We start from the raw sequence: 22,186 nt of genomic DNA, 5'->3' as shown, positions 1-22,186 counted from the left end.
CGGCTCATGACGTAAACTCCCGGATCATGCCGTGGTGGATCGGCGGTGCTCGGGGCTGCCGCCAGCGCTCGAACGTCTCGGTGATGATCATTCGGCCGCCGCAATAGGGACAGGGCGGCAGTGGATCGGCAGGATCTTCGCCGCTTTCCTGAGGGAGTGGGGCTGGAACGTTGAGCAGCTTGCGGGCCAGGGCAAGGCTGTCCTTGCGTGATGAACTGGCCAGGAAGCCGTAGTGACGGATGCGGTGGAACCCGCGCGGCAGGACATGAAGCAGGAAGCGGCGAATGAACTCGTCGGCTGCAAGCGTCATGACCTTCTGCCGTTTGGCCCCGTCGCGGCGATAGTCCTTGTAACGGAAGGTGACACCCGCATCATCAAAGCGGATCAGCCGGCTGTTCGAGATGGCGACGCGGTGGGTGTAGCGCGACAGATAGGCAAGGACCGCCTCAGGTCCGGCAAAGAGCGGCTTGGCATAGACCACCCATGGCTTCTTCCTGACTGGGGCCAGATGACGCAGGAAGGCTCCTCGTTTGGCAAGGCTGGCCACCGAGCCGAAGAAGTCGAGGCGCCCGGCATCATATAGAGTCGTCAGTCGAGCTAGGAACAGGCGGCGGAACAGCTTGCTCAAGACGCGAACCGGCAAGAGAAAGGCTGGACGAGAAGCGATCCGCCGCCTCTCGTCCATGGCAAGTCCACCCCCCGGCACGATCATGTGGACATGCGGATGATGGGTCATTGCCGAACCCCAGCTGTGCAGCACGGCGGTGATCCCGATCCGAGCGCCCAGATGTTTGGGATCGGCGGCGATAGTCAGCATCGTCTCCGACGCTGCCTTGAACAGCAGATCATAGACCAGCGCCTTGTTGTAGAAGGCGATATCAGCCACTTCGGCGGGCATTGTGAAGACGACGTGGAAATAGCCGACTGGAAGCAGGTCGGCTTCCCGCTCTGCCAGCCAGGTTCGCGCTGCGGCACCCTGACATTTAGGACAATGCCGGTTGCGGCAGCTGTTATAGGCGATCCGCCAATGGCCGCAGTCTTCGCATGCCTCGATGTGACCGCCCAAGGCGGCGGTGCGGCAGTTCTCGATCGCTGACATCACTTTGAGTTGATGCAGGCTCAGATGGCCGGCGTGGGTCGAACGATAGGCCGGACCTGCGGCGCGGAAGATGTCCGCGACCTCAAGGGAGGCGTGCACCTCTCAACCGTCTGGCGTTCCCGCTCCCGGGATGAACATCGCCAGCTTGTCGAGGGGGCTGGTCACCGCGCGGATCGTTCGTGTCGCAACCTTGGTGTAGAAGGCGGTGTTGTCCAGCTTAGCGTGGCCCAGCAACGTCTGGATGATCCGGATATCAATCCCATCTTCCAACAGGTGAGTGGCGAAGCTATGCCGCAGGGTATGCGGCCCTACGCGCTTCGTGATGCTGGCGGCCTGGGCTGCTTCGACGACGACGCGATGCAGCTGCCGCGTGCTGATCGGCTTGAGATAATGCTGCCCGGGAAATAGCCACCCATCGCGATGGAGCTCGCCCTGCCGGTATCCAACCTTCCACCATTGGCGCAAGAGGCCGAGGAGGTCGTCCGAAAGCATGGCATTACGATATTGTCCGCCCTTGCCGCGCTCAACCCGCAGCAGCATGCGTTCGCTGTCCACGTCGCGGACCTTGAGCATCGACACCTCAGCTACCCGCAGGCCCGCCCCATAGGCCACCGACAGGGCCGCTTGATGCTTGAGGCAGGTTGTCGCGTTCAACAGGCGAGCAACTTCCTCACGACTGAGCACGACGGGCAACTTGCGAGGATGCTTTATGCGGTAGAGCTTGCGTGCCAGGTCAGGGCGATCGAGCGTGAAGGTGAAAAAGAAGCGCAGCGCGGAAACGATGCTGTTCATAGTCGGTGCCGCCATGCCCGCGTCGCTCTGTTCGATCTGAAAACGGCGCAGATCTTCTCCTGTTGCCTTGTCCGGCGGGCGACCCAGCCAAGATGCGAACCGCGCCACATCGCGAAGATAGTTGCGCTGTGTATCCCGCCCGAAATGGCGCATGTTCATGTCATCGATCAGCCGCTGACGGAGCGGGCTGATGGAGGTGCTGTTCACGATAGTCATGGCAAGTTCCTCTTCGCTGAAGGAACTTCCAGGCTCAGACGGCAACCTCCCGCCGCCAAAGGCCTATATTTACCGCACTACATCGCAGCTCGCGACCCTCCCGCGGAGCGGGTTAGTGCTACGGCCAAATCACGCATGGTCAATTAGCTCACGTGAGTCGAATGGTTATTCCTTATCGCACGCGTCGCTACGTTGGGTCTCCGAATGCGGCGCTTAGCTGGACACATGCTTAGAGTTGCCGATGTGGATCGCAAGCCAGATGGTGGGATCGTCGGTGTGGGTCACAAAGTGAGCAACTCCTGCAGGGATCAGGAGGTGCTCGCCAGATTGCAGGGTCCTGCGGCCCACTCCCACGAGTGACAGCGTGGCGGTACCTGAAAGAACCATCACCCATTCGTCCCAGTTTTGGACGTAGGGCTCATCGGGCGGGGTAACATGGCCTCGCGAAATGATCCGTTCGATGCGCACGTCAGGATGGGAAAGTAATTCCTCGAAGAGTTCGGGCTCCTCCAAATTCTTCTCTGCGTGAACGGGAACATTACGGTCGTCCAGCACAGCAATAAGTCCATCGGCAGGAAAGGCAGCAGGTGGGCCGCCTTGCGAAGCAGCAATCGCAGCGAAAGCTGCGATCACAGCATCGAGTGCATCGGGAACATCAAGGAAGGTCAGCCGCTGCTCGGTCGAAAACTCGAGGCGATTTTTGAGGCCATCAACAATTTGCTCGCGCACATTGCGCTGTTCCGGTTTGCTGTAGCCGCCGTGAGGCAACCCCCAGGCGCGAAGCTGCGCGGCGGGGAACGCTTCGACCAGCATGCCGGGGCCACTTTTCCAAGGCCAAATCGGACGGCCCGCTTGGGTGAGTAGCGAAAGGCAAGCGGCCGCGAACGGCGCGCCGCCACGAGGGCCATTCCAGAGTGTCGAACGGGTGTTGACGCCGCGGGCGGTCCATCGCCGTTCGGTTTCGCGATACGGCTTCTTCCGCTCGCCCAAAGGGCTGAAACTCTGTGCCAGTTCGACGAGCGCCGCCCCCGAGGGAAAAGGCCTATCCGGTGCAGGCGGTAGGCCCGAGACGCAGCTCAGCAGTGCGGAGTGGCCCCCGGTCGGCAAATTCTCGGCGGGGATGGAAAATGGGGCGTCAATGGCGGCTGCGGTATATTCTCCAGTGCGAAGCAGCGCGATCAACCTGTGGAACGGCTCACCTTCGCCCGGCAGCTGCTGAACCGGCCGCACGTCAATGAGGTGAGGCTTGTTCGCATCATTCAAGGTCGCAATCCACACAGTTGGCCTAGAGCAACGCTTTTTCCATGGCGCTGAGCCTCCCGAGAAATCGATCCCCAAATACATATGTCATCCGTTCTGTTTGGCCGACGCTAGTGCAGCGTTCGATAGTGGAGGAGATCTCTCAGAAGTTGCTGTTCGATGGTTGAAGCGACTGATGCGCGCGCTCTGTCAGCCTCCCGCCACGCTTAGTGGCTCTTCTGCCTTATGCGCGTCAATCAATGGAACTCCACATTCGCGTAGGAAGTCAAAGCTGCTGTCGTAGAAAAGTGGATCTCGCGTAGGGTCGACCGGATCGCCTTCAGGCACAAAAATGACGAGGCCCTGCCGGGCCCGGGTAAGAAGAACCCGATATGCATTCAGGAGATAGGATCGGCGTTCAGGATCATTGATCTGCTGCCACTTCGTTCCCTTGAATGCCATGCTGCTCCAGCCGTCAGGGCTCCATCGCAGGTTGGCGTCCCAGCATAAGCAGGCCCAATCCAGCTCCAGACCCTGAACATCAAATTCTGTGGCCACGTCCTCCAGCATGTTGGAGGATCGGACGTCACTTTGCGGCGCCAAGAACCAGACCGGCGGCTCGACCTTAGCTTTGACGAAAATCCCCTCGGCCTTCAGGCGAAGCGCGTTGGAGGAGGCGAGCAGGCCCATACGCTCATTTGCGCGCGCGCGCTCCCTAAGCCATGCACGAGCCGCGCTAAGGTCCCGCGTAAGAACAATGGGATAGCCGGGTAGCTGGTTTAGCAGCGCCCGAGCGCGCGAGCTGTCGCCGTCGATAATCGCGCCAATAAACTCCGACAGCTTTTCAGCGCGGAACGAGCGGAGCGATACGGACAGATGCAGGGCGCCTGCCTTTATCGGAGCGATCGCGCCAATAGCGTCCTCACCTCGGCCAGCCAGTAGATATTCACGGCCAAGTATCTGTTCTGGTAGGTGCACCTCCCAATGCGGGAAATGTTGGGCCAGGGCATCAACCCACTCTGCCAACCCGGCTTCACCCGTGTTGATCTCTTGGCCTCCGCCAATGAGACATATGACGGTGCACCAGTCCTCATGCCGATCCATGACTGACAGGAGGAAGCGGGGCTCCGACATGGCGAAGCCACTTTGTCCCCGCTTCTGCCGCATGAACTGGCTGGTCTGCTCTTCACCCCATGCGCGCTGGGCTTCATCGAAGACCACCACCTTCTCGACAGGTGGCTCATTTCCCTCCAGATTATCATCCCGGAAATGGTGGATGTTTTGAATGAACGCACAGGATTTTTGATATTCTGATGCTCGCGAGGGACGCTCGGATCTTGGCAATGACTGATGCCGTTCGAGCGTGTCCTGCGTCAGCGCCTCCCGCAGCACGTCAACGAGAGGGCCGTTGCCGGAGAGAAACACAGCATGTTCATCCTCATGGGCCCGCATTCGGCTATTCGCGATACTCAGCCCCGCAAGCGTTTTCCCCGAGCCTGGAACCCCTGTGACAAAGCAGATGGCCTTGCGCTTGTGCCGCTTGGCGCCTTCCACGACCGATGAGATGTAGTCGGAGGTGGTGGAAAGATTTTCAGCGCCTGCCTCGGAGCGTGAAATCTCCTCGACATTGTGACCGCGGTAAAGTGCCTGTGCAGCTTCGATGATTGTAGGCGTGGGCTTATAGCGGCCGGCTAACCATTGAGTGGGATCGAGCCCTGGCCCGCCAAAGTGGGTGGCGACGGCGTGGATCTTCGTAAGAAGCCCGGCAGCGTTCGACAATAGCGGGCGCATGACATTGTCTGCGCCCCATTCCGTGCGGCTCAGCGTGTCTGTGGCGTCCGTCGCTACCACGATCGGTACGATCCGAGCGTCATGGCTGGTCTCGTGAAAATTCTTAAGGTCAAGGCCGTAGCCAAGGACCTGGTCAACTGCACCGCGACCGAAGCCGCGTTCCCCAACCTTATACTCCAAGACGAAGACCAGTCCGCGGTAGAGGAGGACAACGTCCGCGCGTCTGCCCATACGCGGGATCATGAATTCGAAAAAGAAATGGCTATCCGGCAACCCTGCCGCGATGGCCTTCAAATGGCTGATCTGGAATACCCAGGCCTGTCGCTGCATCGGGTCGACCGCGAAGGGCAGATTTTCGGTAAGGGCGCCCAGGATGGCGAGCGGATCAGCTTTCTGCAGCTCGATAGCCGAGCCATGATAATAAGCGCGTTTCATGGTTCGGCTCCGGCGGCAGCGGGGGTAGCAAGGGCGATCAGCACCACGGCTGGCGGGATCCGGTCCACGGTCGTGCTAGCCCTTCGCTCACGAGCTGAGATCCCAGTGATCTTCCATCTCTCTCCACAACCCGTAGCTTGCGGCCATATCGGTCCTGGTCTCGCCACGAGGCTGCGTGCACGGTAAAGGGGCCGGCGTTCAGCAGTTCGTGAAGACGTTCTGTTGCGCGGTTGCCAAGGTCTGCTTCAGCGGGACATCGTGGAGGATGTGTTTCGGGCGCATCTATGTCGGCAACCCGAACGCGCTCGCCGTTGAACCAGAAGGTATCGCCATCGACCACGCAATTGGTCCCGCCACCGACGTGGCAAAGGCCGAAGCGCACAGATGATGTTGGGATGGTCCTGGACGACGACAGACCGGACCAGTTCAACATCCCCAGACCTGATGAAGCTCCGATCGCCAGCCCAATGCCGATGAGGAGGAGGGTGGGGGAGCGCATGACCTCGCGCTTCCTAGCGACGCCCCTGCGCCACAGGTCACGTCGCCGTCGGCGGCGATATTTTAGAACATCCCCCATTGAACTCTATTGTTCTGAATTGCCCTGCTAATCAAGATCTGAGCGCCGCACCCGCGAGTGCGGACAAGGCATGCTGCTTGGACTCAGATGACATGCCGGGCCGCTGATCGAGGTTTGGCTAGCGGTAGCGTTGATCCGCGCTGACGGGCAGGAACGCCGGTTCGCCAAAACCCGCATAGACATCGCTCAGCAGCCAAAATTGTTCGGCTTCACGATCACATTCGGGAATTTCTTTCCACCAGAAGCGCAGTGCCCCGTCCCAACGGTAGCCCCGCGCTTTGAGGCGGTCCTTGGCATCGAATGGCGCGTCAATCGCGTTCACTCGGTAGGTTGGCTTTTCGGAGCAGGCGATAAGCTTAGTGAGGATCGTCTCGCCATCAGCAAAGCCCTGCGCCAGCAAATAGAGAAGGGCCAATATGTCGTTCTCCGCGCGATGTCCTTCATAGAACCAGCCACACTGGGCGACCAGGTGCGCAAGAGCCCGGCCGTCATAGCCAAGCTCCAGCCAATCCAGCTCTGCCATCGAACAGGCCCAGGGTTTGTCGGCGACAGCTGGCAGGCGTTTCTCGATGAACGGGCGATCAAAAGCGGCATTATGCGCCACGATAATGTCAGCAGAGCTTAATATCTCGATGGCTTCCGTCTCGTCGATCATCTTGCCGGCGAGATCTTCACCACTGATGCCTATGAGCTGAGTGATCCGCGGCTCCAGGGGAATGCCAGGATCTTCGCGCCAGACACGTGCGGTGCCCACCTGAATAATACGTCCAGCTTCATCGAACCGGAAGCGCTGCACAGCAAGCTCAATGATGTGGTCGGTGTCTTGGTTAAGGCCTGTTGTCTCCACATCCAGCGCCACGCCGACGCGGCAGCGTCCCAGCGGAGGGCCGTAGTGAAATTTCGTCAACGGCACCAGTCGGCGCAACACGCGATAATCGGAATGCCCCGCCAATATCTCGGCAGCCTGGGCGTGCTCATCAAGCGATAGGTGGCTCATCGTCAGCTTGATAGAATAGTCGTGAAACTCATGGAAGTGAACGAACGTGGAGGCCGGCCTGTGCAGCAGTGGCTACTCGCCGATGAGGTGCAGCACAATCGAACGTCTATGCGGCCGCCTCCGATGCTCGAACAAGTAGATGCCTTGCCATGTCCCAAGGGCAGGTCGACCGCCCAAAACCGGAATGGAGAGCTGCACGGACGTGAGGGCGCTGCGGACCGCTCTGGCATGTCGTCGAGACCCTCATCGTCATGTTCGTAGAGGTTGGGATCCTCAGGGACGGCCCGTTCAAACCAGGCTTGCAGATCGGTGCGGACTTGCGGCGCCGCATTCTCCTGGATCAGAAGCGAGGCCGAGGTGTGCTACAGAAGAGGGTGAGCAGCTCTTCTTGGATGCCGCAGCCCTCAGCCCAGTCTATGATCCGGCTGGTGATCTCGAAAAGGCCTTGGCCCGACGTTTTAAGGTCAATGTGGTGCTTTGTTGCCGCACATGATGCTTCTGCCTCCGATGGTGGCCGCGATGCCGCCCGTCAATTATGATTAATGTCAATGCCGAGCTTTGATCGGCTGAGCAGGGCAACCTATCGTTCCTGGCGCACGGATCGAAAACTCATCACTATTTTTTGCACATCGCGGACGAGAGCAGCCAGTAAAATGCGACGTTGGCGGCGAATGGCAAAAATCAAAAATCACCTTCGGGGATGCCGATGCTGTTTTCGAGCGAAATTTCAGCGCGGTCGAACACCAATCTGTAATCAGAGTTGAGGTCAATCTGGGTCAAAACAATCCCTATACAGCCATTTCGACATCATGGCCCGGGATCCAATTTCGTAACTTTACACCAGATTAGGGCTATTACTAGGGTCGCAACTCCTCCAAGAAAGGCGATCAACTTGATCGGCTGCACGGTCGCAGCAATAATGGCCAATGTGTCATTGCCGTGGCCGCAAATCTGCTGGATAAGCTCCGGAACTGTTTCGCTGTAGTCCAGCAGCGCAAAGGCTAGGAACATGAGGCAGATCAATTTGGAGAAGTGCAGTAGTGGCTTGGACTTTGTCCTGGTGTGTATAAGGCTGGCGCCCAGCACGCCTGCGCTTGCGGAAACCCCGATAAACAGCAGATCGATCATCATTGAGGCAGTCGCGATACTATCGACCCCTGCCGCAGACCATGAGGCATGAATATCATCCACGCGTTCCGCGCTGCCCGCAAGCTGGTGATCGATGATGCCGTTCGGAGCTGCATTGTTGGCCAAATAGCCATTGGCCATTACAATGATTGCAAATAGAAGAGCGGCAATGATAGATAGTCGTCCAAAGAGGCTCCGTGTCGGAACATCATCTTTTATTGATAACATCGAAGTGAGGACCCAAAGATAAGAGATTATATTATTTGGATGTCGTACGGTATCGCGTATCCATTTAAGGTCGGTGATGCCATGCATCGAATGAACGAGGATGTAGAAGCCAACCCATCTTGGATCAGTCTGTTAAATTGGGGAAATCAACTGCATTACTGATCTGAGCAAGCGCTCCACTCGTTTCGGCTCGAATCGATCGGGATCTATGGGTCGCATAATCATCCAGCCGTCGGCCATCGCGGTAATTTGATCTGCCAGCAGATCTGCGGGAATATCATTTCGGATGTTTCCCTCACGCTGCCCAATTTCAAGCGTCGAGGCGAACGTCTCCCGATAAGAGCGATATCGAGTAGAGAAGATCGTGGCGATCTCCGGTTCGTGCCTCGCGATGGACAATAATTGAAACAGAGAGGCCCAAACGTCGTTATCAACACTCGTCCAGTCTAGCCATACCTTCAACGTCGCCTGGAGATCATTCGACTCCAGCAGCACGTCGAATCGGTCAAACAATTGCTCTGTTACAGCTTTGAACATAGCCTCCTTATTAGCAAAATAATATGTCACTGCTCCGGTGGAATATCCTGCACGGCTAGCAACTTTGCGGAGCGACGTTCCAGCATAACCATGTTCGGCCATAACGGAAATTGCCGCGTCAAGAAGCTCAACGCGCTTTGCATCACGGTCACCAACCGGGCGCCCGCGACCTCGATTGAGGTCGTTATTCAAGCTCTCAGGTACTAAATCCAACGGATATGATGCGTGTTTTTGTTCGGTCATGCCGGCCACCCTAGCAAATATTTCGAGCAAGGCAATTCACATAACGCCTGTTGCGTAAAATGGTTGCGTGCGGTATATTCGGAGTCGTATCTCAGCAATGGAGTGGAATGCCGTGGAAACCAGCCTGCGCCAACGTTACCAAGAGGACGGTGCAGTCCTCATTAAAAATTGCCTTAATCAGGAACAACTCGACAAGTGCCGTGAGGTCTTCGACTGGGCGGTAGCGAACCCAGGACCACATGCTTTCAATATTTTTGACGGTACAGAGCATCAGACGCATAATGATAACAGCAACCCCAATGCGAAGGAAAGGATCGACGCCCTCGTAGAAACTTTGCCATTTGGAAATATTTATGCCGACCTCTGGGGCTCGGAACATGTTTGGCTGTTCGCTGAGGAGGTTTTCATGAAGTCTGGAGGCAAGCCCGGCCGTTCGCCATGGCATCAAGATACATCCTATCTACCCTGGGGCGGACAGCACTGGGGAAACACTTGGATTTCTTTCGAGTCGGTCCCAAAAAAGAATGCTTTGGAGGTCGTACGCGGTTCGCATCATGGCATTCGATATGATGGGACTACTTTTCTTAATCCTCAAGATCCGACCGAGCCGCTTCACGGACATCAGTCAGTGCCAGCCCTGCCGCGCCTTCCCGACATCGAAGCCATTCGCGCGAGAGATCCTAAAGCCTTTGATATTCTCTCTTGGGCAACGGAGCCGGGAGATGTTCTTTTCGTTCATCCCAGATGCCTTCATGGCGGTGCACCGGTCGATGCGGAATTTCCTGAACGCCACACGATTGTTTTCCGGTTTTTCGGTGATGATGCCACTTTCGATGAACTGCCGGTGCAGAGCGCATCTGGGTATGATCGTAACGGCGTCCTCTTTGTTGAAGAGATGGCGAAGATGAAGCAGGGTGAGCCGTTCCGCTCGCCCATCTTTCGTCAGCTCGCGTGAAGGGGGAGGGGCTATGACGTCGAGTAATTTGCAACGCGAGCTGATTAATCCAGCGGGCAGCGAGATCCTATACGACAACTACCATTTCTCCCAGGGCGTTAAGGTGGGATCCTCCATCTGGGTTTCCGGACAAGTCGGACTGAACAACAATTTTCAGCCGGCAGATGGGATCGTGGCGCAAACCAGGATCGCGTTTCAGTCCATAGAGTCGATACTGAAAGAGGCTGGCGCCACTATGGCGGACATCGTTGAGTTGACCAGCTTTCACATCGACCTGCATGGCGAAATCGAGGCCTTCTCGGCCGTCAAAGACGAATATGTTGCGAGAAATTATCCAGCCTGGACGGCGGTAGGCGTGACACAGCTCGCAGTTCCCGGCTTGCTGGTTGAAATTCGGGCCGTAGCCGTGCTGGGCTCCGGAAAAGAATAGAGTGAGGGATATTGGAGGAGCGCCACACCGAACATTCGGTGTGGCGCTCCTCCGTCGTTGTACTACTTCACCGCGAAATTCAGGAATGCGCGTTGATTGTTGAACCTCCATCTACGACGATGGCTTGTCCGGTGACGTAGGCGCCTGCCTTGGAAGCCAGGAAAACGGCAGCCCCCGCAACTTCATCCGGTTCTCCAATACGGCCGAGCGGTGTCGCGTGTCGAAGCGCTGCTTCGGCCTCGGGATTTTCCCAAAGGGCGCGGGCAAAGTCGGTGCGAATGACGCCAGGAGCAATGGCGTTCACGCGTATATTGTGTTTCCCTAACTCTACTGACAGGTTGCGGACCAACTGAAAGTCGGCCGCTTTCGAGATATTATATGCTCCGATGACGTCGGATCCGAGCAGGCCTCCGATCGACGAGACTATGACGATCGAACCATCCTTTCGCGCGGTCATCCCTGGCGAGACCATGCCGATCAGCCAATGATTGGCTAAGACATTGTTTTCGAAAATTTTGCGGAACTGTTCGTCACTGATACCTGCCATAGGGCCGTAATAGGGATTAGTCGCTGCATTGCAGACGAGCAGGTCAATTTGGCCGAAATGGCGTTCGGTCCGGCTAACTAGTGCCTGCAGCGCCGACTTTTCGGAAATGCTTGCCGCCATGGCGTACGCGCGCCCATCTCCATAACGCTCATTGATGGCGGCAGCCACCTCATCGCACGCGCCTTGCTTTCTGCTGGAAATGACTACTTTTGCGCCTGCTTCTGCATAAGCTTCAGCAATGGCGCGACCTATTCCCCGCGACGATCCGGTAATGATCGCGACTTTGCCGGTCAAATCAAAAAGCTTCATAAAAATCCTTTTAGTTTCCAGCCCCGGCTCGAAGCGCTTCTGCCCAAGCCGCACTGGCCAGAGGGATCACTTTGGCTGCCATGGCTTCGGCTTGCGCGCTCGATGCATTGCCGTCGAGGACACGTCGCTTGATGCCTTGTACGATGCCTGCCAATCGGAAAAGATTATAGGCAAAATACCAGTTTAGGTCGGGAAGGGTGTCTCGCCCGGTAGCTGCGCAATATCGGGCGACCACTTCATCCAATGAGGGTATTCCCTCCGCTTCAAGATCAAGACCAGAGAGACCGGCTCGACCGTCAACGGGCATGATCCAGTTCATCGCGAGATAGGCGAAGTCGGCCAGAGGATCGCCGATAGTGGCGAGTTCCCAGTCCAGCACTGCGCATACAGACGGCGTCTGCGGTGCGTAGATGAGGTTGTCGATACGGTAATCGCCATGAATGATTGAACTGCGACTCTGCTGTGGGATGGTTTTGGGAAGCCAATCGATCAGCTTCTCCATTTCGGGTATGTGCTCAGTTTGAGCAGCCCGATATTGCTTTGTCCATCGCTCCACCTGACGCGCAAAATAGTTGCCGGGCCGACCAAAATCCGTCAGCCCAGCCGTTCCGACATCGATGCTATGCAACTGCGCCAGGGTGTCGATCATTGCCTCATAATAGGCCTTCCGTTCGGTACGGGGCACCTCCGACAACGATCCGTTCCAATAGGTTCGACCCTCAATCATTTCCATCAGATAAAAGGCAGCTCCGATGACCTCCTGGTCCTCGCACAGGGCGATCGGGCGTGGGACAGGGAAGCCGAGCGGATGGAGCGCGTACAGCAGGCGAAACTCCCTCTCGATCGCATGAGCGGATGGCAAAAGCGGACCAAAGGGCTTGCGGCGCAATACGTAAGCACCTGTCGATAAAGAGACGCGGTAGGTTGGATTGGACTGGCCGCCCGCGAACTTCTCGAAGCTCACTATGCCGTCGAAGTTTGACAACGTCCTTGCAAGCCAAACACGGAGCGCTTTGTCATCGAGGTCGCTCATTGGCTGGCATCCTTGACGCGACGGAACTCAGATCTTGCGATCGCACGAATGTGAACCTCGTCCGGGCCATCGGCGAGCCGAAGCGCGCGAATGTTCGCCCATTCGGCCGCTAGCGTGAAGTCTTCTGAGACGCCGGCACCTCCAAACGCTTGCACCGCATCATCGATAATCCGCAGCGCCATTTGAGGCGCCTGCACCTTGATCATCGCGATTTCATTTCTTGCTGCCTTATTGCCAGCGCGATCCATCATGTCAGCGGCCTTCAGGCAAAGCAGGCGCGTCATTTCCAGGTCGATGCGCGCCCGGGCGACCCGTTCTTCCCATAGCGAATGATCGGCTATCCGCTTTCCAAAAGCGGTTCTTGCAAGGAGCCGGCTCACCATCAGTTGCAGCGCTTCCTCAGCCGCTCCAATGGTGCGCATGCAATGATGAATGCGGCCGGGTCCAAGCCGCCCCTGTGCGATTTCAAATCCTCGCCCTTCACCCAATAGAAGGTGCTCGATTGGAACGCGTACATCGGTCAGTGTGATTTCAGCGTGGCCGTGAGGCGCATGGTCATACCCGTAAACCGATAGCAGCCGTTCGATTTTGACGCCAGGCGTGTCGAGATCGACGAGAATCATCGCCTGCTGCCTGTGTGCTTCCGCTTCGGGATTGGTCTTGCCCATCACGATAGCAACCTTGCAGCGCGGATCACCTGCGCCGGAGGACCACCATTTGCGGCCATTGATGACATAGTGATCGCCGTCACGGACGATGGAAGTGCGGATGTTAGTGGCATCGGACGACGCCACCTCCGGTTCCGTCATCAAGAAGGCGGAGCGGATTGCTCCCTCCATCAGCGGCTTTAGCCAACGATCCTTCTGCACTCGCGTGCCATAACGGTAAAGCACTTCCATATTGCCCGTATCGGGCGCTGAGCAGTTGAACACCTCGGATGCCCAGGCGACGCGGCCCATCTCCTCCGCGCAAAGCGCGTATTCGACATTGCTGAGCTGCGTGCCCGAGAATGCAAAACTGTCATCGAGCAGTGCACGATCTCCCGACGGCGGCATGAACAGATTCCATAAACCCGCGGCCTTTGCTTTCGCTTTCAGCTGTTCGATCGTCTGGAGCGCGGCCCAGCGGTCACCGCTGTTCACCTCGGCGGCACATTCCGCAATCCGCGGTCGTACCTCGTCGTTCATGAAGCTGCGGACGCGAGCTCGGAAGTAGGTCTCGCGGTCGGTGATAGAAAAGTCCATGATTGCAATCCTTTTTCAACCGGCGCGAGCTGTTTTCGCAGACGATCGAGCTTTTCGATTAACCCAGTCATCAAGCTTGTGGGCAGCACCCAGCACGGATGACATGACTCCCCATTCCAGCGGTTCGGGTAGGACCGAAGGTGTTTTATGGCGGAGGGCAGCGAGATGTTCATTCTCGGCGCCCCGGATGCGATCGGCAAGCAACCTGCCGATAAATGATTGAGTGCCAACGCCATGACCGGAGCAGCCGGCGGTATAGAAAATGTTCTGCTGCGCTCCTGTTTCACCCACGACTGGCAACGCATCATGGGCGAAGGAAATATAGCCGCTCCAACAAAATTTGACGCCCAGTGTATTCAAGGTCGGAAAGCGATCCCGTAGAGCTACTGTGAGCGCCCTGTAGGCGCGCTCATCGGGCACATTTGGCGTCTGCCCGCGACGCATGTAACGCAGCCGCTTGGTGGTGATCACCAAGCTGTTGCGCTCGGTGAGACGATGGCTTTCCATTACAAGATGCGAGGTGATGATACCTTCGCGGTTTGGCCAGCCCAAGCTGCTGAGTTGTTCAGGTGATAAGGGCTCGGTTTCGATGGCAGAGACCCGCATTGTCGCGATCTTGTCTTGCAGTAACCCCAACTGGGGGGTGAATGCATTAGTTGCGAAGACAAGAAACCGCGCGTGGACGCGCCCTTTGGCGGTATAGCAGGTGATGGTTGCTCCATCCGAATAGGATAGGAGAGCCGAGTTTTCATATAGTCTAACACCTGCCGCGATTGCCGTGCGCCGCAGACCCATTACATATTTGCCGGGATCGAGGGTGCCTCCATTGTTCATCAGATAACCAAATTGGAAAGCAGGGGGAATTCCTCGCGCGCGCATGTCTCCCCGGTCTAGAAACTGAGCCGGTGCACCGAGTTCAATGTCGACCTGCATATTATGCCGGAGCTTTTTTTCCTGGCTCGGATGTATGCCTGCTTTGATATTTCCGGTTGCCCGATAATCGCAATCGATCCCAAGTTTATCGAGCTTCTCTTCCACGTAGGACACGCCGGTCTGATAGAAGCGAATTATCTTCCTCGCCTGATCCATGCCGACGCGTTTCAGAAATAGGTCATGTTCCAGGCCATGGCCGCCGCCCAAGTAACCAGCGTTGCGACCGCTTGCGCCAAAGCCTGCGAAGTGCTGTTCGAGTATGACGACATTTGCGCCTGTTGACGCCAATTCTAGCGCAGTGGACAGTCCAGCGAACCCGGCCCCGACAACGACAACGTCGGCAGTGACTTCGCCGTCCAGCTCTGGTTGAAGCACAGGCGGCTGTTCAAGCCACCCGCTGACTGGACGATAACTGCCATGCTGCGCTGTCATAGAACCGTGCCCTTCATTAGCTCTTCCATTCACCCGACTATTTAAATTGCGGCGCATGACCGATCATCGGGTGAGGATGTGAACCGCCACCGCAGCTTCCTCGATCCCCAGCAACCCGCCGCCATTTTCCTGTATGGCGACGCGTGCACCTTCGACCTGGCGCGCGCCGGCCTCGCCGCGGAGTTGAGTGGTCAGCTCGAAGAGCTGGCCAATCCCTGTTGCACCCAATGGATGCCCTTTCGATTCCAATCCGCCCGACGGATTGACGGGAACTCGACCGCCAAGACTGAAGTCGCCGCGTTCAGCGCAAGGTCCGCCCTGCCCTAGCGACGCAAGCCCCAGATTCTCGACTTGCAGGATTTCCCCCATGGCCGTCGCATCATGGACCTCCGCGACGTCAATGTCTTCCGGACCGAGCCCAGCCAACTCATAAGCCTGGCGCGCAGCCAGGGCACTGACATGCTTTTGCGGCTCGTCCTCGCGCCTGTGTGTAAAACTCCGCATCACGCTCGCGGCAATGCGGACGCAGCGCGGTCGATCAGCCCCGATCCGACTCAGACCCTCTTCAGTGCATAAGATCGCTGCAGCCGCGCCATCTGTCATAGGCGCACACATGGGTAGGGTGAGAGGATAGGTGATAGGCGGCGCCGCGAGCACCTCATCGATGGTGAAGGACTTGCGGAATTGCGACCAAGGATTGTGCACTGAGTGCTGATGATTTTTGGCACAAACAGCGGCAATTTGGCGCTGCGTAGTGCCAAAGCTCTTCATATGCCAACGGCACCAGGCGGCATAGATGGCCATGAAACGGCTGTAGGGCTTGTCCGACTCCGTGCCCGCCGGCACTTCAATGCCTTCGCCCATTGCGACAAGGCGGGCATAAGTCTCGTCAGCCTGCGATACGTCCCAGCCCGTTTCAAACAAGGCGAACGCTTTGCTTTTATCGGGCACATTCATCTTCTCGACGCCGAGAGCCAATGCGATGTCGGTCGTGCCTGCACGCAGGCTCTGAACGGCGAGATTGATCGCAGAACTTCCCGTTGCACAGGCATTTTCCAGATTGAAGATCGGAACACCTTCAATCCCGATTTTGCTCAAAACTACTTGCCCTGAAATTGAATGTTGGCCTTGAAGGGGGCCATTCGTGATACCGGCATAATAAGCGGTCCCAATATCAGCGTGGCGAGCACCTGCATCCTTTAGCGCGCCATCCAGCGCTTCCTTCGCTAGATGCTGAAGGCTCCGGTCCATGTGACGCCCAAACTGGGTCATCGCGATACCGGCAATGTAAATCGGTTCCATGCGTAAAATTCCTGACGGTCAGATTTGCCGACCTGCGCCTTCCCAGTACCGGACGCGGAGGTCCTTCTTGAGCACCTTGCCGACGGGACTGCGCGGCAGGGCGTCAATGAAGTCGATGCTCTTAGGAGCCTTAACCGATCCGAGTTTTGACTTGCACAGCGCAATCAGTTCGTCGGCCTGAACCGCTTGCCCCCTGTTCAGTTCGACCACAGCCTTGACAGCTTCACCCCATTGTTCGTCTGGGACGCCGATCACTGCGCAATCCTGCACGGCAGGATGGCTCCACAGAAGCTGCTCGACCTCGCTTGGATAGACGTTGAAGCCACCGGTTATGATCATGTCCTTCTTGCGATCGGTGATGTGCAGATAGCCGCGTTTATCGATGAAGCCGATGTCGCCGGTATGCAGCCACCCGTCGACAATTGTTTCAGCTGTTTTCTCCGGATCCTTGTAATAACCCTTCATGACGATATCGCCGCGCACGCAGATCTCTCCAGACTCCCCGGGGCCCAAAATCCTGCCATTATCATCCATGATTTCGACGCGTGTAAGGATGTTGGGTCGGCCCACTGAAGAAAGTTGGTCGTCGGGCGCGATCTCGCCGTTGCGCAAATGCTCATCAGGAGGCATGCTCGAAATGCCTGCTGGCGCCTCCGTCTGTCCATAGGCTTCCGCCATGATAGGTCCAAATGTCGCTATGGCCTCCTTGAGCTTCTCGACGGACATGGGAGCCGCACCGTAGAGGAAGTAACGCAACGAGCTGAAATCGACCTTCTCGGACAGCCCGGGAATGTCGAGCAGGCGATAGATCACCGTTGGCGGCAGGAAGAGCTCTGTCACCTTGTGTTGCGCGATAGCCGCAAGCAGCGTCGCTGGCTCCGGGCTCGTGACGATTACGACTGTTCCGCCACGGGCTGTGCAGGGAAGCGACAGTGTACCGGCCGTATGAGTCATGGGCGCGGCTGCCAGGTTGACCGGCGGGGAATCAGCAGAATAGGGAAAGTTAGCCATGAATTGCGCAACGAAAGTCTGGACGCTGCGATGAGTGTTCATCACGCCTTTAGGCTTCCCGGTAGTGCCGCCAGTGGGCGACACCGCCACGACATCGTCGAGCGCATAATCCACCTGTGGAGCCGTCACGGGATGGTCCTTGATCCAGCTTTCAAGCGAAGGCGCGTCTGCCAGTTCTCCGTCCAAACAAATCCAGAAGCGCACCTTCGGGAGTTGAGGACGCAGCGCTTCCACAGCCGCTGCGAAGGCTTTCTGGAAGAACAGGACTTCGCAATCGAAGGCATCGAGGATATACCCATTCTCCTCGATGCTGTTGCGGGCACCCACTGGAATCCAGCACATATTCGCACGCCACAGGCCCAACGCGCAGGTCCACGCCGTGACATCATTGGAAGCCCAGATCGCGCCCTTGGTCTCTTTAGGCAAGCGCTGCGCCAAGAGCGCGTTGGCAATCTTGCATGACAGTGCTCTCACTTCGTCAAAGGTGAAGCGCTGGTCGTCCTGGATATAGGCCACCCCTTCGGGGTTGATCCGCCAGCCACGGTCGAAAAAGTCGATAATCCCCATTGTACGGCTCAGAGCTGCGAGACAGTGGCGCGAGCTAAGCCGCGCTGCTCAAGGAATCCAAGGAGGTAGCGGTGGCCAAGCGCCTTTGAACCAGAGGCGAAACCGACCTTGGCTGTGTCGTTTTCGAGCAGCTTGACAACAGCAGCCGCCTGCAAGGCCCCGGTGGAGATATAGGGGGTTTGCCCGTGGATAGTCGCCCGTACCGCTCCAAGGTTACCGCGGCCGATGGCGAAATCCACGGTTCGCTGTAACGTTGTGCGTTCGCGCGGCGGCATGGTCGGCGTGGTCGACTCCACGACGCCATTGATCACGGCATCTTGCTGATCCTTGGAAAGATGCTTGTATTCCTCTTCCCATTTCGCGCCGAAGGCATGAACCGCGCGCATTACTTTTGTATCGTAGAATCCTACTGCGGAAACACAGCTTCGGACGCGAGGATCATGCTCAAAATAGACGGGAAGAGAAGTTCCTCCCCAAGGCAAGCAGAAAACCGGTTCGAAGAAGTCGGGGGAGACAATATTGAACGACGCGGAGGCATCGTAGGCGACCAGCTGGTTTTCCCAAAGATACTGAGCTTCATACTGATACCCGCCAAAGATTGTGGCCGTCGACCCAACGGTCACGCCCGAGGTGTTGCCGCGTGGACCTCTGCACAACGTTGCAGTTTCAAGGGCATCGATGCCTGGGATCTCAAGAGCAAGTTCGGCCGCGATTTCCGCGAAGGTGTACATGTAGGCCACCGACGGCGAGACAAGCAAACCGGCCTGGCGATAGAGTTCGCCATATTCATCGCGGACCTGTCGCATGAACATCTGTTCGCCCGTCGTATCAATGTAGTGACATCCGGCGTTCAGCGAAGCTTGGACGGCTGTAATTCCAAAGTTATTGAATGGTCCAACTGTGTTGCAGACAACGCGAGCGCCGTTGAAGACCTTTGTCAGCTCGTCAACGTCATGACTGCATTCGACCAGCTCATAGGTTGCTGACTCGAGGCGAACAACACGCTGAGCCATCATCTCTTTAGCGCGTTCGACATTGCGCGCCACTGCGGTGAACGGGATATTCTGGTCGATGAGCCAATCCATCACCAACATGCCAGTGTAGCCGCTCGCTCCATAAATAACGACAGGATATATAGCCATTTCACATTCCTCAATGAAGTGTATTTTCCATCGGTCAGGGATGAGACCAACCTTCGGCATAGAGTTGTTGCGCTAGGAGTCCGAGCCGCATGGTAAGGACGCGGTTTTCGCCATCCTCGATCAAGGCTGACTGAACGTCTCGCACCAGTTTTTCGATTGGATATTCAAGAGTGGTCGCATTTCCACCGAAAAGTCGAAAAGCTTCGTCGACGACTATTCTTGCTTCTTCCGTCACGGTGACCTTGGACGACGCCGTGTAATAGGGGTGGGTCATGGGCGACAGCCGAGCGAAGGCGAGTGCTCTGCGTGAAACGGCGCGTGCCGCTTCAACACGGCGAAGCATCTCACCCAACCGAAGACGTGTCATTTGATGATCGATGAGCAGCCTTCCGCCCTGGCGCCGTTCGTGACAATATTGCAGAGCGAATTCGAAAGCCGCTCGGGCTACCCCGGTGAAGTTCAGGCCCATGAAAGTGCCGGCAATTGACCAGGATGAGCTACCCGACCCGTAATAGGTTTCCTTCTCGGCAATCGCGAACCGGCGCGGTAATCGCACGTCGTCAAAATAGATTTCACCTTGAGGTAATGAGCGCTGCCCTATCTTCGCCAGGGGCTTCCCCTTGGAGATGCCCTTGCTGTCCAATGGCACAATTACTGAAAGTCCGTTCGGTAGTCCGTCTTCACCCACGAAGCCGGCGCCATAGTCAGCGACGATTTGTGCAAGCGCGATTTGAGCCACGGAACCGTTCGATACCCAGGCCGAGCTCTGTCCGTTGATGATGATGTCGTCGCCGATCACCTTGGCGGTGAGATTTCCGATATTGGCCGGCTGCTTTTCAGGCCACTCACGAGCCATGTCGAAGATCTGTGGATCGCTCCCCCGGTCGGGCTGGGTCACGATCCAGCAGCCGATCTTGCCTTGGCAAAGCTCGGTTAACTCGGATTTTCCAACCGCGGAGGAAAGGAGCATGGGGATCCCGGCGACACCCAACGAGATAGCCAAACCGGCGTCACCCCAGCCGAGTTCTTCCCCGATCAGCGCTTCGACACGAATGGCCGTTTCCGGCGGAAGGGTTGTGAGCAGCTCCGGCTCCAGACCCAGTTTCGCATATTCAGCAAAAACTTCATAAAATGGCGAGTTCGATGCGATCACTTCATCGGGGCTCATCTTGTCGAGTTTCTGTCCGACAGGTCGCAAGATGTCCTTCGCGAAGCGATGGACTGAATCCTGGATAGCGGTTTCCTCCTCCGTGAGAGGCGTCTCGAACCCAGACAGCCCAACAGCAGGAAGGGTAAGCTTAGGTTTAAGGGTGATCATAGCCGCTCTCCTGACCGGCGGCGTTCGATGAAGTGGGCGCAAGCCCGTTCATCGAAGCTGATAAGCTTCGATCCCTGCTGGAAACCAGCCATGGCAGCCTTCTCCTGATTTTGTTTGACGAGTCTCCTCTAGCACAAGTGAGAATTTAACACAACAATCGTTATGAGAAACTATTGTTGAGCTTCTTCAGCTGTTCACTAGAGCACGAAGGGCCTGCAAGGCTGCGGCATGACCAGCCCGAACTGCGCCATCCATCGAGCTTGGCCAAAGTTGCGCCATGTCGGTCCCTGACCAGATCAGTCTGCCGGTAGGCTCGCGCATGATTTTGCCCCAACGGGTGAGGAAGCCGGGCGGGTAGGGCGAGGTGCAGGATAGACTCCAGGGATCGGTTCCCCAATCGATCTCATGATATTGTCGGGGTTGGAGAGCTTCATCGCCTAGGGCCTTGGCGTATATTGTCGACAGGGCAGCGGACGCATTCCGCTCATCTGTTGGCAGTGAGCCTTCTCGAACAAATGCCGTTATTATGCCGACGGAGCCATCGGGCGGAGAATTGTCCGCAGACCAGACGACGGGTCCATCGACCTGAATGATCTGGCCGTTGAGGTCCTTGTCTCGCCAGAATGGCCGCGAATAAACGTGCACGGCTTTCCGCATTCGGGCTGTTGTCGGCCAGGATTGTTGCAGCCGGCATCTATCAGCGGGGAGAGGCGGATCGAATTGGATCTGATTACAAAGTGACGGACTCATCGCCAGGATTAGTTGTCTCGCGTGAACTGTGCCGCTGTCGGTGTGAATTTGAACGATGTCCCGATCCCACCCGACGATGCGGCGTACGGGGGACGACAGCCTTATATGGCCCTCAAGCTGATCTGCCATCTTGGCACTGAGAATATAGGACCCGCCGACAAATCGCTTCTCTTGCGCGCCTCCCGCCATCGCCTCAAGTTTTTCGAGATCGCATTTTGCTGAATTGATAAGCGTTAGATAGTGTAGAAGGCTGAGATTCTCTGGCGGAGCTCCATAGGTAAGACTTGCTGAGAGGCTGAATGTGAGTCTTTCCTCCTCAGTCAATGTGTTTGTCGAAAGCCAGTCCGCAAGTGATTGCCGGTCGAGATCGTTTGCGTCGGGCGCAGTCCAAGGTGCCTCGCTGGGAACATTACGCGCCATCTCGTTTAGCTTTGCGATCGTTGAATTGTGACTGCCCAGACCGCCGGTGCCAACATCCTGCGTGATTCTTTCGTCACCGACCAAATAGACGGTCTTACCGCGAAAGAAGCTCTCAAAGGTCTCGACGCCAAGCTCTCGCGCGAGGTCTGCGATCGCTGTTTGCCCGGGTCCAATCCATTGTCCTCCGCCTTCTGAGATGACTCCGTTGCCGATGTCGTGGTTGCAGGTACGTCCTCCTACTCGTTCGCGCGCTTCGAAGAGGATGAAAGAATCGCAACCTGCACGCAACAAATCGCGTGCAGAGGTCAGGCCCGAAAGGCCTGCCCCGAGAATTGCGATGTCAAGCGGCGACTCGTTACCGCCTGCGCTTTGCCGTTTGCCAGTGCTTGCCCGTCCCGCAGCGCCGGTGACGGCCGCTCCCATGCCGAAGGTGAGTAAAGCAGTTCTCCTGTTAACGTTCTGATGGATCGAGGGTTTCTGGGTATCTGGCATGCTGATTCTCCTGTCCATA

Annotated in this window: 19 protein-coding genes and 1 pseudogene; 2 read left to right on the top strand and 18 right to left on the bottom strand. The window is 57.1% G+C overall.

Translation table 11 applies throughout. The features are described from left to right. Positions 1-4: 4 nt before the first annotated feature. The 9 genes and pseudogenes from EP837_RS14215 to EP837_RS14180 form a co-directional block, all read right to left on the bottom strand. Complete coding sequence (locus EP837_RS14215) at positions 5-1,198, bottom strand: IS91 family transposase (RefSeq protein ID WP_066529969.1); 1,194 nt, start codon at positions 1,196-1,198, stop codon at positions 5-7. A gap of 3 nt (positions 1,199-1,201) precedes the next feature. Next, complete coding sequence (locus EP837_RS14210; protein WP_066529967.1) at positions 1,202-2,107, bottom strand: tyrosine-type recombinase/integrase; 906 nt, start codon at positions 2,105-2,107, stop codon at positions 1,202-1,204. Between the two features lie 213 nt (positions 2,108-2,320). Continuing rightward, the gene (locus EP837_RS20560) at positions 2,321-3,451 is read right to left on the bottom strand and encodes a DUF429 domain-containing protein (protein ID WP_082919708.1); all 1,131 of its coding nucleotides are present in this window, start codon (positions 3,449-3,451) and stop codon (positions 2,321-2,323) included. 105 nt (positions 3,452-3,556) lie between these two features. Further along, a complete protein-coding gene (locus tag EP837_RS14200) occupies positions 3,557-5,572 on the bottom strand; it encodes a DUF2075 domain-containing protein (protein WP_066529965.1) in 2,016 nt (671 codons plus the stop codon). Positions 5,573-5,609: 37 nt separating this feature from the next. Next, positions 5,610-6,005 carry a thermonuclease family protein gene (locus tag EP837_RS20555; RefSeq protein ID WP_225870674.1) on the bottom strand — a complete coding sequence of 132 codons (396 nt, stop codon included), beginning with the start codon at positions 6,003-6,005 and terminating at the stop codon, positions 5,610-5,612. Between the two features lie 262 nt (positions 6,006-6,267). Further along, positions 6,268-7,146: a 3'-5' exonuclease gene (locus tag EP837_RS14195; RefSeq protein ID WP_066529962.1), complete on the bottom strand. Its 879-nt coding sequence runs from the start codon at positions 7,144-7,146 to the stop codon at positions 6,268-6,270. A 72-nt stretch (positions 7,147-7,218) separates the two neighbouring features. Further along, positions 7,219-7,615: pseudogene (locus EP837_RS20550) on the bottom strand (secondary thiamine-phosphate synthase enzyme YjbQ). A gap of 338 nt (positions 7,616-7,953) precedes the next feature. Beyond that, the gene (locus EP837_RS14185) at positions 7,954-8,415 is read right to left on the bottom strand and encodes a hypothetical protein (protein WP_066529958.1); all 462 of its coding nucleotides are present in this window, start codon (positions 8,413-8,415) and stop codon (positions 7,954-7,956) included. A 219-nt stretch (positions 8,416-8,634) separates the two neighbouring features. Next, entirely contained in the window at positions 8,635-9,282 is a 648-nt protein-coding gene (locus EP837_RS14180; protein ID WP_066531604.1) for a TetR/AcrR family transcriptional regulator, read from the bottom strand. A gap of 112 nt (positions 9,283-9,394) precedes the next feature. On the opposite strand from EP837_RS14180, the gene EP837_RS14175 reads away from it, so the two are divergent. Together EP837_RS14175 and EP837_RS14170 are read left to right on the top strand one after the other, a co-directional pair. Beyond that, entirely contained in the window at positions 9,395-10,237 is an 843-nt protein-coding gene (locus EP837_RS14175) for a phytanoyl-CoA dioxygenase family protein (RefSeq protein ID WP_066531603.1), read from the top strand. Positions 10,238-10,250: 13 nt separating this feature from the next. Continuing rightward, the gene (locus EP837_RS14170; RefSeq protein WP_066529956.1) at positions 10,251-10,667 is read left to right on the top strand and encodes a RidA family protein; all 417 of its coding nucleotides are present in this window, start codon (positions 10,251-10,253) and stop codon (positions 10,665-10,667) included. Between the two features lie 79 nt (positions 10,668-10,746). Here the strand turns inward: EP837_RS14170 and EP837_RS14165 are convergent, their stop codons facing one another. From EP837_RS14165 to EP837_RS14125, 9 genes are all read right to left on the bottom strand, one after another. Next, on the bottom strand, positions 10,747-11,523 hold the full coding sequence (locus tag EP837_RS14165) for an SDR family NAD(P)-dependent oxidoreductase (protein WP_066529950.1): 777 nt from the start codon (positions 11,521-11,523) through the stop codon (positions 10,747-10,749). A 10-nt stretch (positions 11,524-11,533) separates the two neighbouring features. Next, positions 11,534-12,556, bottom strand: a complete 1,023-nt coding sequence (locus EP837_RS14160) for a phosphotransferase family protein (RefSeq protein ID WP_066529948.1) — start codon at positions 12,554-12,556, stop codon at positions 11,534-11,536. After that, entirely contained in the window at positions 12,553-13,800 is a 1,248-nt protein-coding gene (locus tag EP837_RS14155; protein ID WP_066529945.1) for an acyl-CoA dehydrogenase family protein, read from the bottom strand. Before EP837_RS14155 ends, EP837_RS14160 begins: the two co-directional genes overlap by 4 nt. 15 nt (positions 13,801-13,815) lie before the next feature. After that, entirely contained in the window at positions 13,816-15,165 is a 1,350-nt protein-coding gene (locus EP837_RS14150; RefSeq protein ID WP_066529942.1) for an NAD(P)/FAD-dependent oxidoreductase, read from the bottom strand. Between the two features lie 63 nt (positions 15,166-15,228). Then, the gene (locus EP837_RS14145) at positions 15,229-16,467 is read right to left on the bottom strand and encodes a thiolase family protein (protein WP_066529940.1); all 1,239 of its coding nucleotides are present in this window, start codon (positions 16,465-16,467) and stop codon (positions 15,229-15,231) included. A gap of 18 nt (positions 16,468-16,485) precedes the next feature. Then, positions 16,486-18,045 carry an AMP-binding protein gene (locus EP837_RS14140; protein ID WP_066529931.1) on the bottom strand — a complete coding sequence of 520 codons (1,560 nt, stop codon included), beginning with the start codon at positions 18,043-18,045 and terminating at the stop codon, positions 16,486-16,488. Positions 18,046-18,053: 8 nt separating this feature from the next. Next, positions 18,054-19,187 (bottom strand): saccharopine dehydrogenase family protein, encoded by a 1,134-nt coding sequence (locus EP837_RS14135; protein ID WP_066529923.1) that lies wholly within the window; start codon positions 19,185-19,187, stop codon positions 18,054-18,056. Between the two features lie 34 nt (positions 19,188-19,221). After that, complete coding sequence (locus EP837_RS14130) at positions 19,222-20,505, bottom strand: acyl-CoA dehydrogenase family protein (RefSeq protein ID WP_066529921.1); 1,284 nt, start codon at positions 20,503-20,505, stop codon at positions 19,222-19,224. Positions 20,506-20,691: 186 nt separating this feature from the next. Continuing rightward, positions 20,692-22,167, bottom strand: a complete 1,476-nt coding sequence (locus EP837_RS14125) for a flavin monoamine oxidase family protein (protein ID WP_197486392.1) — start codon at positions 22,165-22,167, stop codon at positions 20,692-20,694. Positions 22,168-22,186 lie beyond the last annotated feature (19 nt).

The organism is Sphingobium sp. EP60837 (assembly GCF_001658005.1).
GTDB lineage: Bacteria > Pseudomonadota > Alphaproteobacteria > Sphingomonadales > Sphingomonadaceae > Sphingobium > Sphingobium tyrosinilyticum.
The sequence above is the reverse complement of the archived record's forward strand: the minus strand, read 5'-3'. Positions and strand labels throughout refer to the sequence as shown.

Bases quoted from the DNA above. Each gene is read 5' to 3' on its own strand.
- EP837_RS14125 (WP_197486392.1), bottom strand. From the start codon at position 22,167: ATGCCAGATACCCAGAAACCCTCGATCCATCAGAACGTTAACAGGAGA.
- EP837_RS14150 (WP_066529942.1), bottom strand. From the start codon at position 15,165: ATGACAGCGCAGCATGGCAGTTATCGTCCAGTCAGCGGGTGGCTTGAA.
- EP837_RS14135 (WP_066529923.1), bottom strand. From the start codon at position 19,187: ATGGCTATATATCCTGTCGTTATTTATGGAGCGAGCGGCTACACTGGC.
- EP837_RS14170 (WP_066529956.1), top strand. From the start codon at position 10,251: ATGACGTCGAGTAATTTGCAACGCGAGCTGATTAATCCAGCGGGCAGC.
- EP837_RS14200 (WP_066529965.1), bottom strand. From the start codon at position 5,572: ATGAAACGCGCTTATTATCATGGCTCGGCTATCGAGCTGCAGAAAGCT.
- EP837_RS14140 (WP_066529931.1), bottom strand. From the start codon at position 18,045: ATGGGGATTATCGACTTTTTCGACCGTGGCTGGCGGATCAACCCCGAA.
- EP837_RS14180 (WP_066531604.1), bottom strand. From the start codon at position 9,282: ATGACCGAACAAAAACACGCATCATATCCGTTGGATTTAGTACCTGAG.
- EP837_RS14165 (WP_066529950.1), bottom strand. From the start codon at position 11,523: ATGAAGCTTTTTGATTTGACCGGCAAAGTCGCGATCATTACCGGATCG.
- EP837_RS20560 (WP_082919708.1), bottom strand. From the start codon at position 3,451: ATGTATTTGGGGATCGATTTCTCGGGAGGCTCAGCGCCATGGAAAAAG.
- EP837_RS14185 (WP_066529958.1), bottom strand. From the start codon at position 8,415: ATGGCCAATGGCTATTTGGCCAACAATGCAGCTCCGAACGGCATCATC.
- EP837_RS14130 (WP_066529921.1), bottom strand. From the start codon at position 20,505: ATGATCACCCTTAAACCTAAGCTTACCCTTCCTGCTGTTGGGCTGTCT.
- EP837_RS14210 (WP_066529967.1), bottom strand. From the start codon at position 2,107: ATGACTATCGTGAACAGCACCTCCATCAGCCCGCTCCGTCAGCGGCTG.
- EP837_RS14145 (WP_066529940.1), bottom strand. From the start codon at position 16,467: ATGGAACCGATTTACATTGCCGGTATCGCGATGACCCAGTTTGGGCGT.
- EP837_RS14155 (WP_066529945.1), bottom strand. From the start codon at position 13,800: ATGGACTTTTCTATCACCGACCGCGAGACCTACTTCCGAGCTCGCGTC.
- EP837_RS14160 (WP_066529948.1), bottom strand. From the start codon at position 12,556: ATGAGCGACCTCGATGACAAAGCGCTCCGTGTTTGGCTTGCAAGGACG.
- EP837_RS14195 (WP_066529962.1), bottom strand. From the start codon at position 7,146: ATGAGCCACCTATCGCTTGATGAGCACGCCCAGGCTGCCGAGATATTG.
- EP837_RS20555 (WP_225870674.1), bottom strand. From the start codon at position 6,005: ATGTTGAACTGGTCCGGTCTGTCGTCGTCCAGGACCATCCCAACATCA.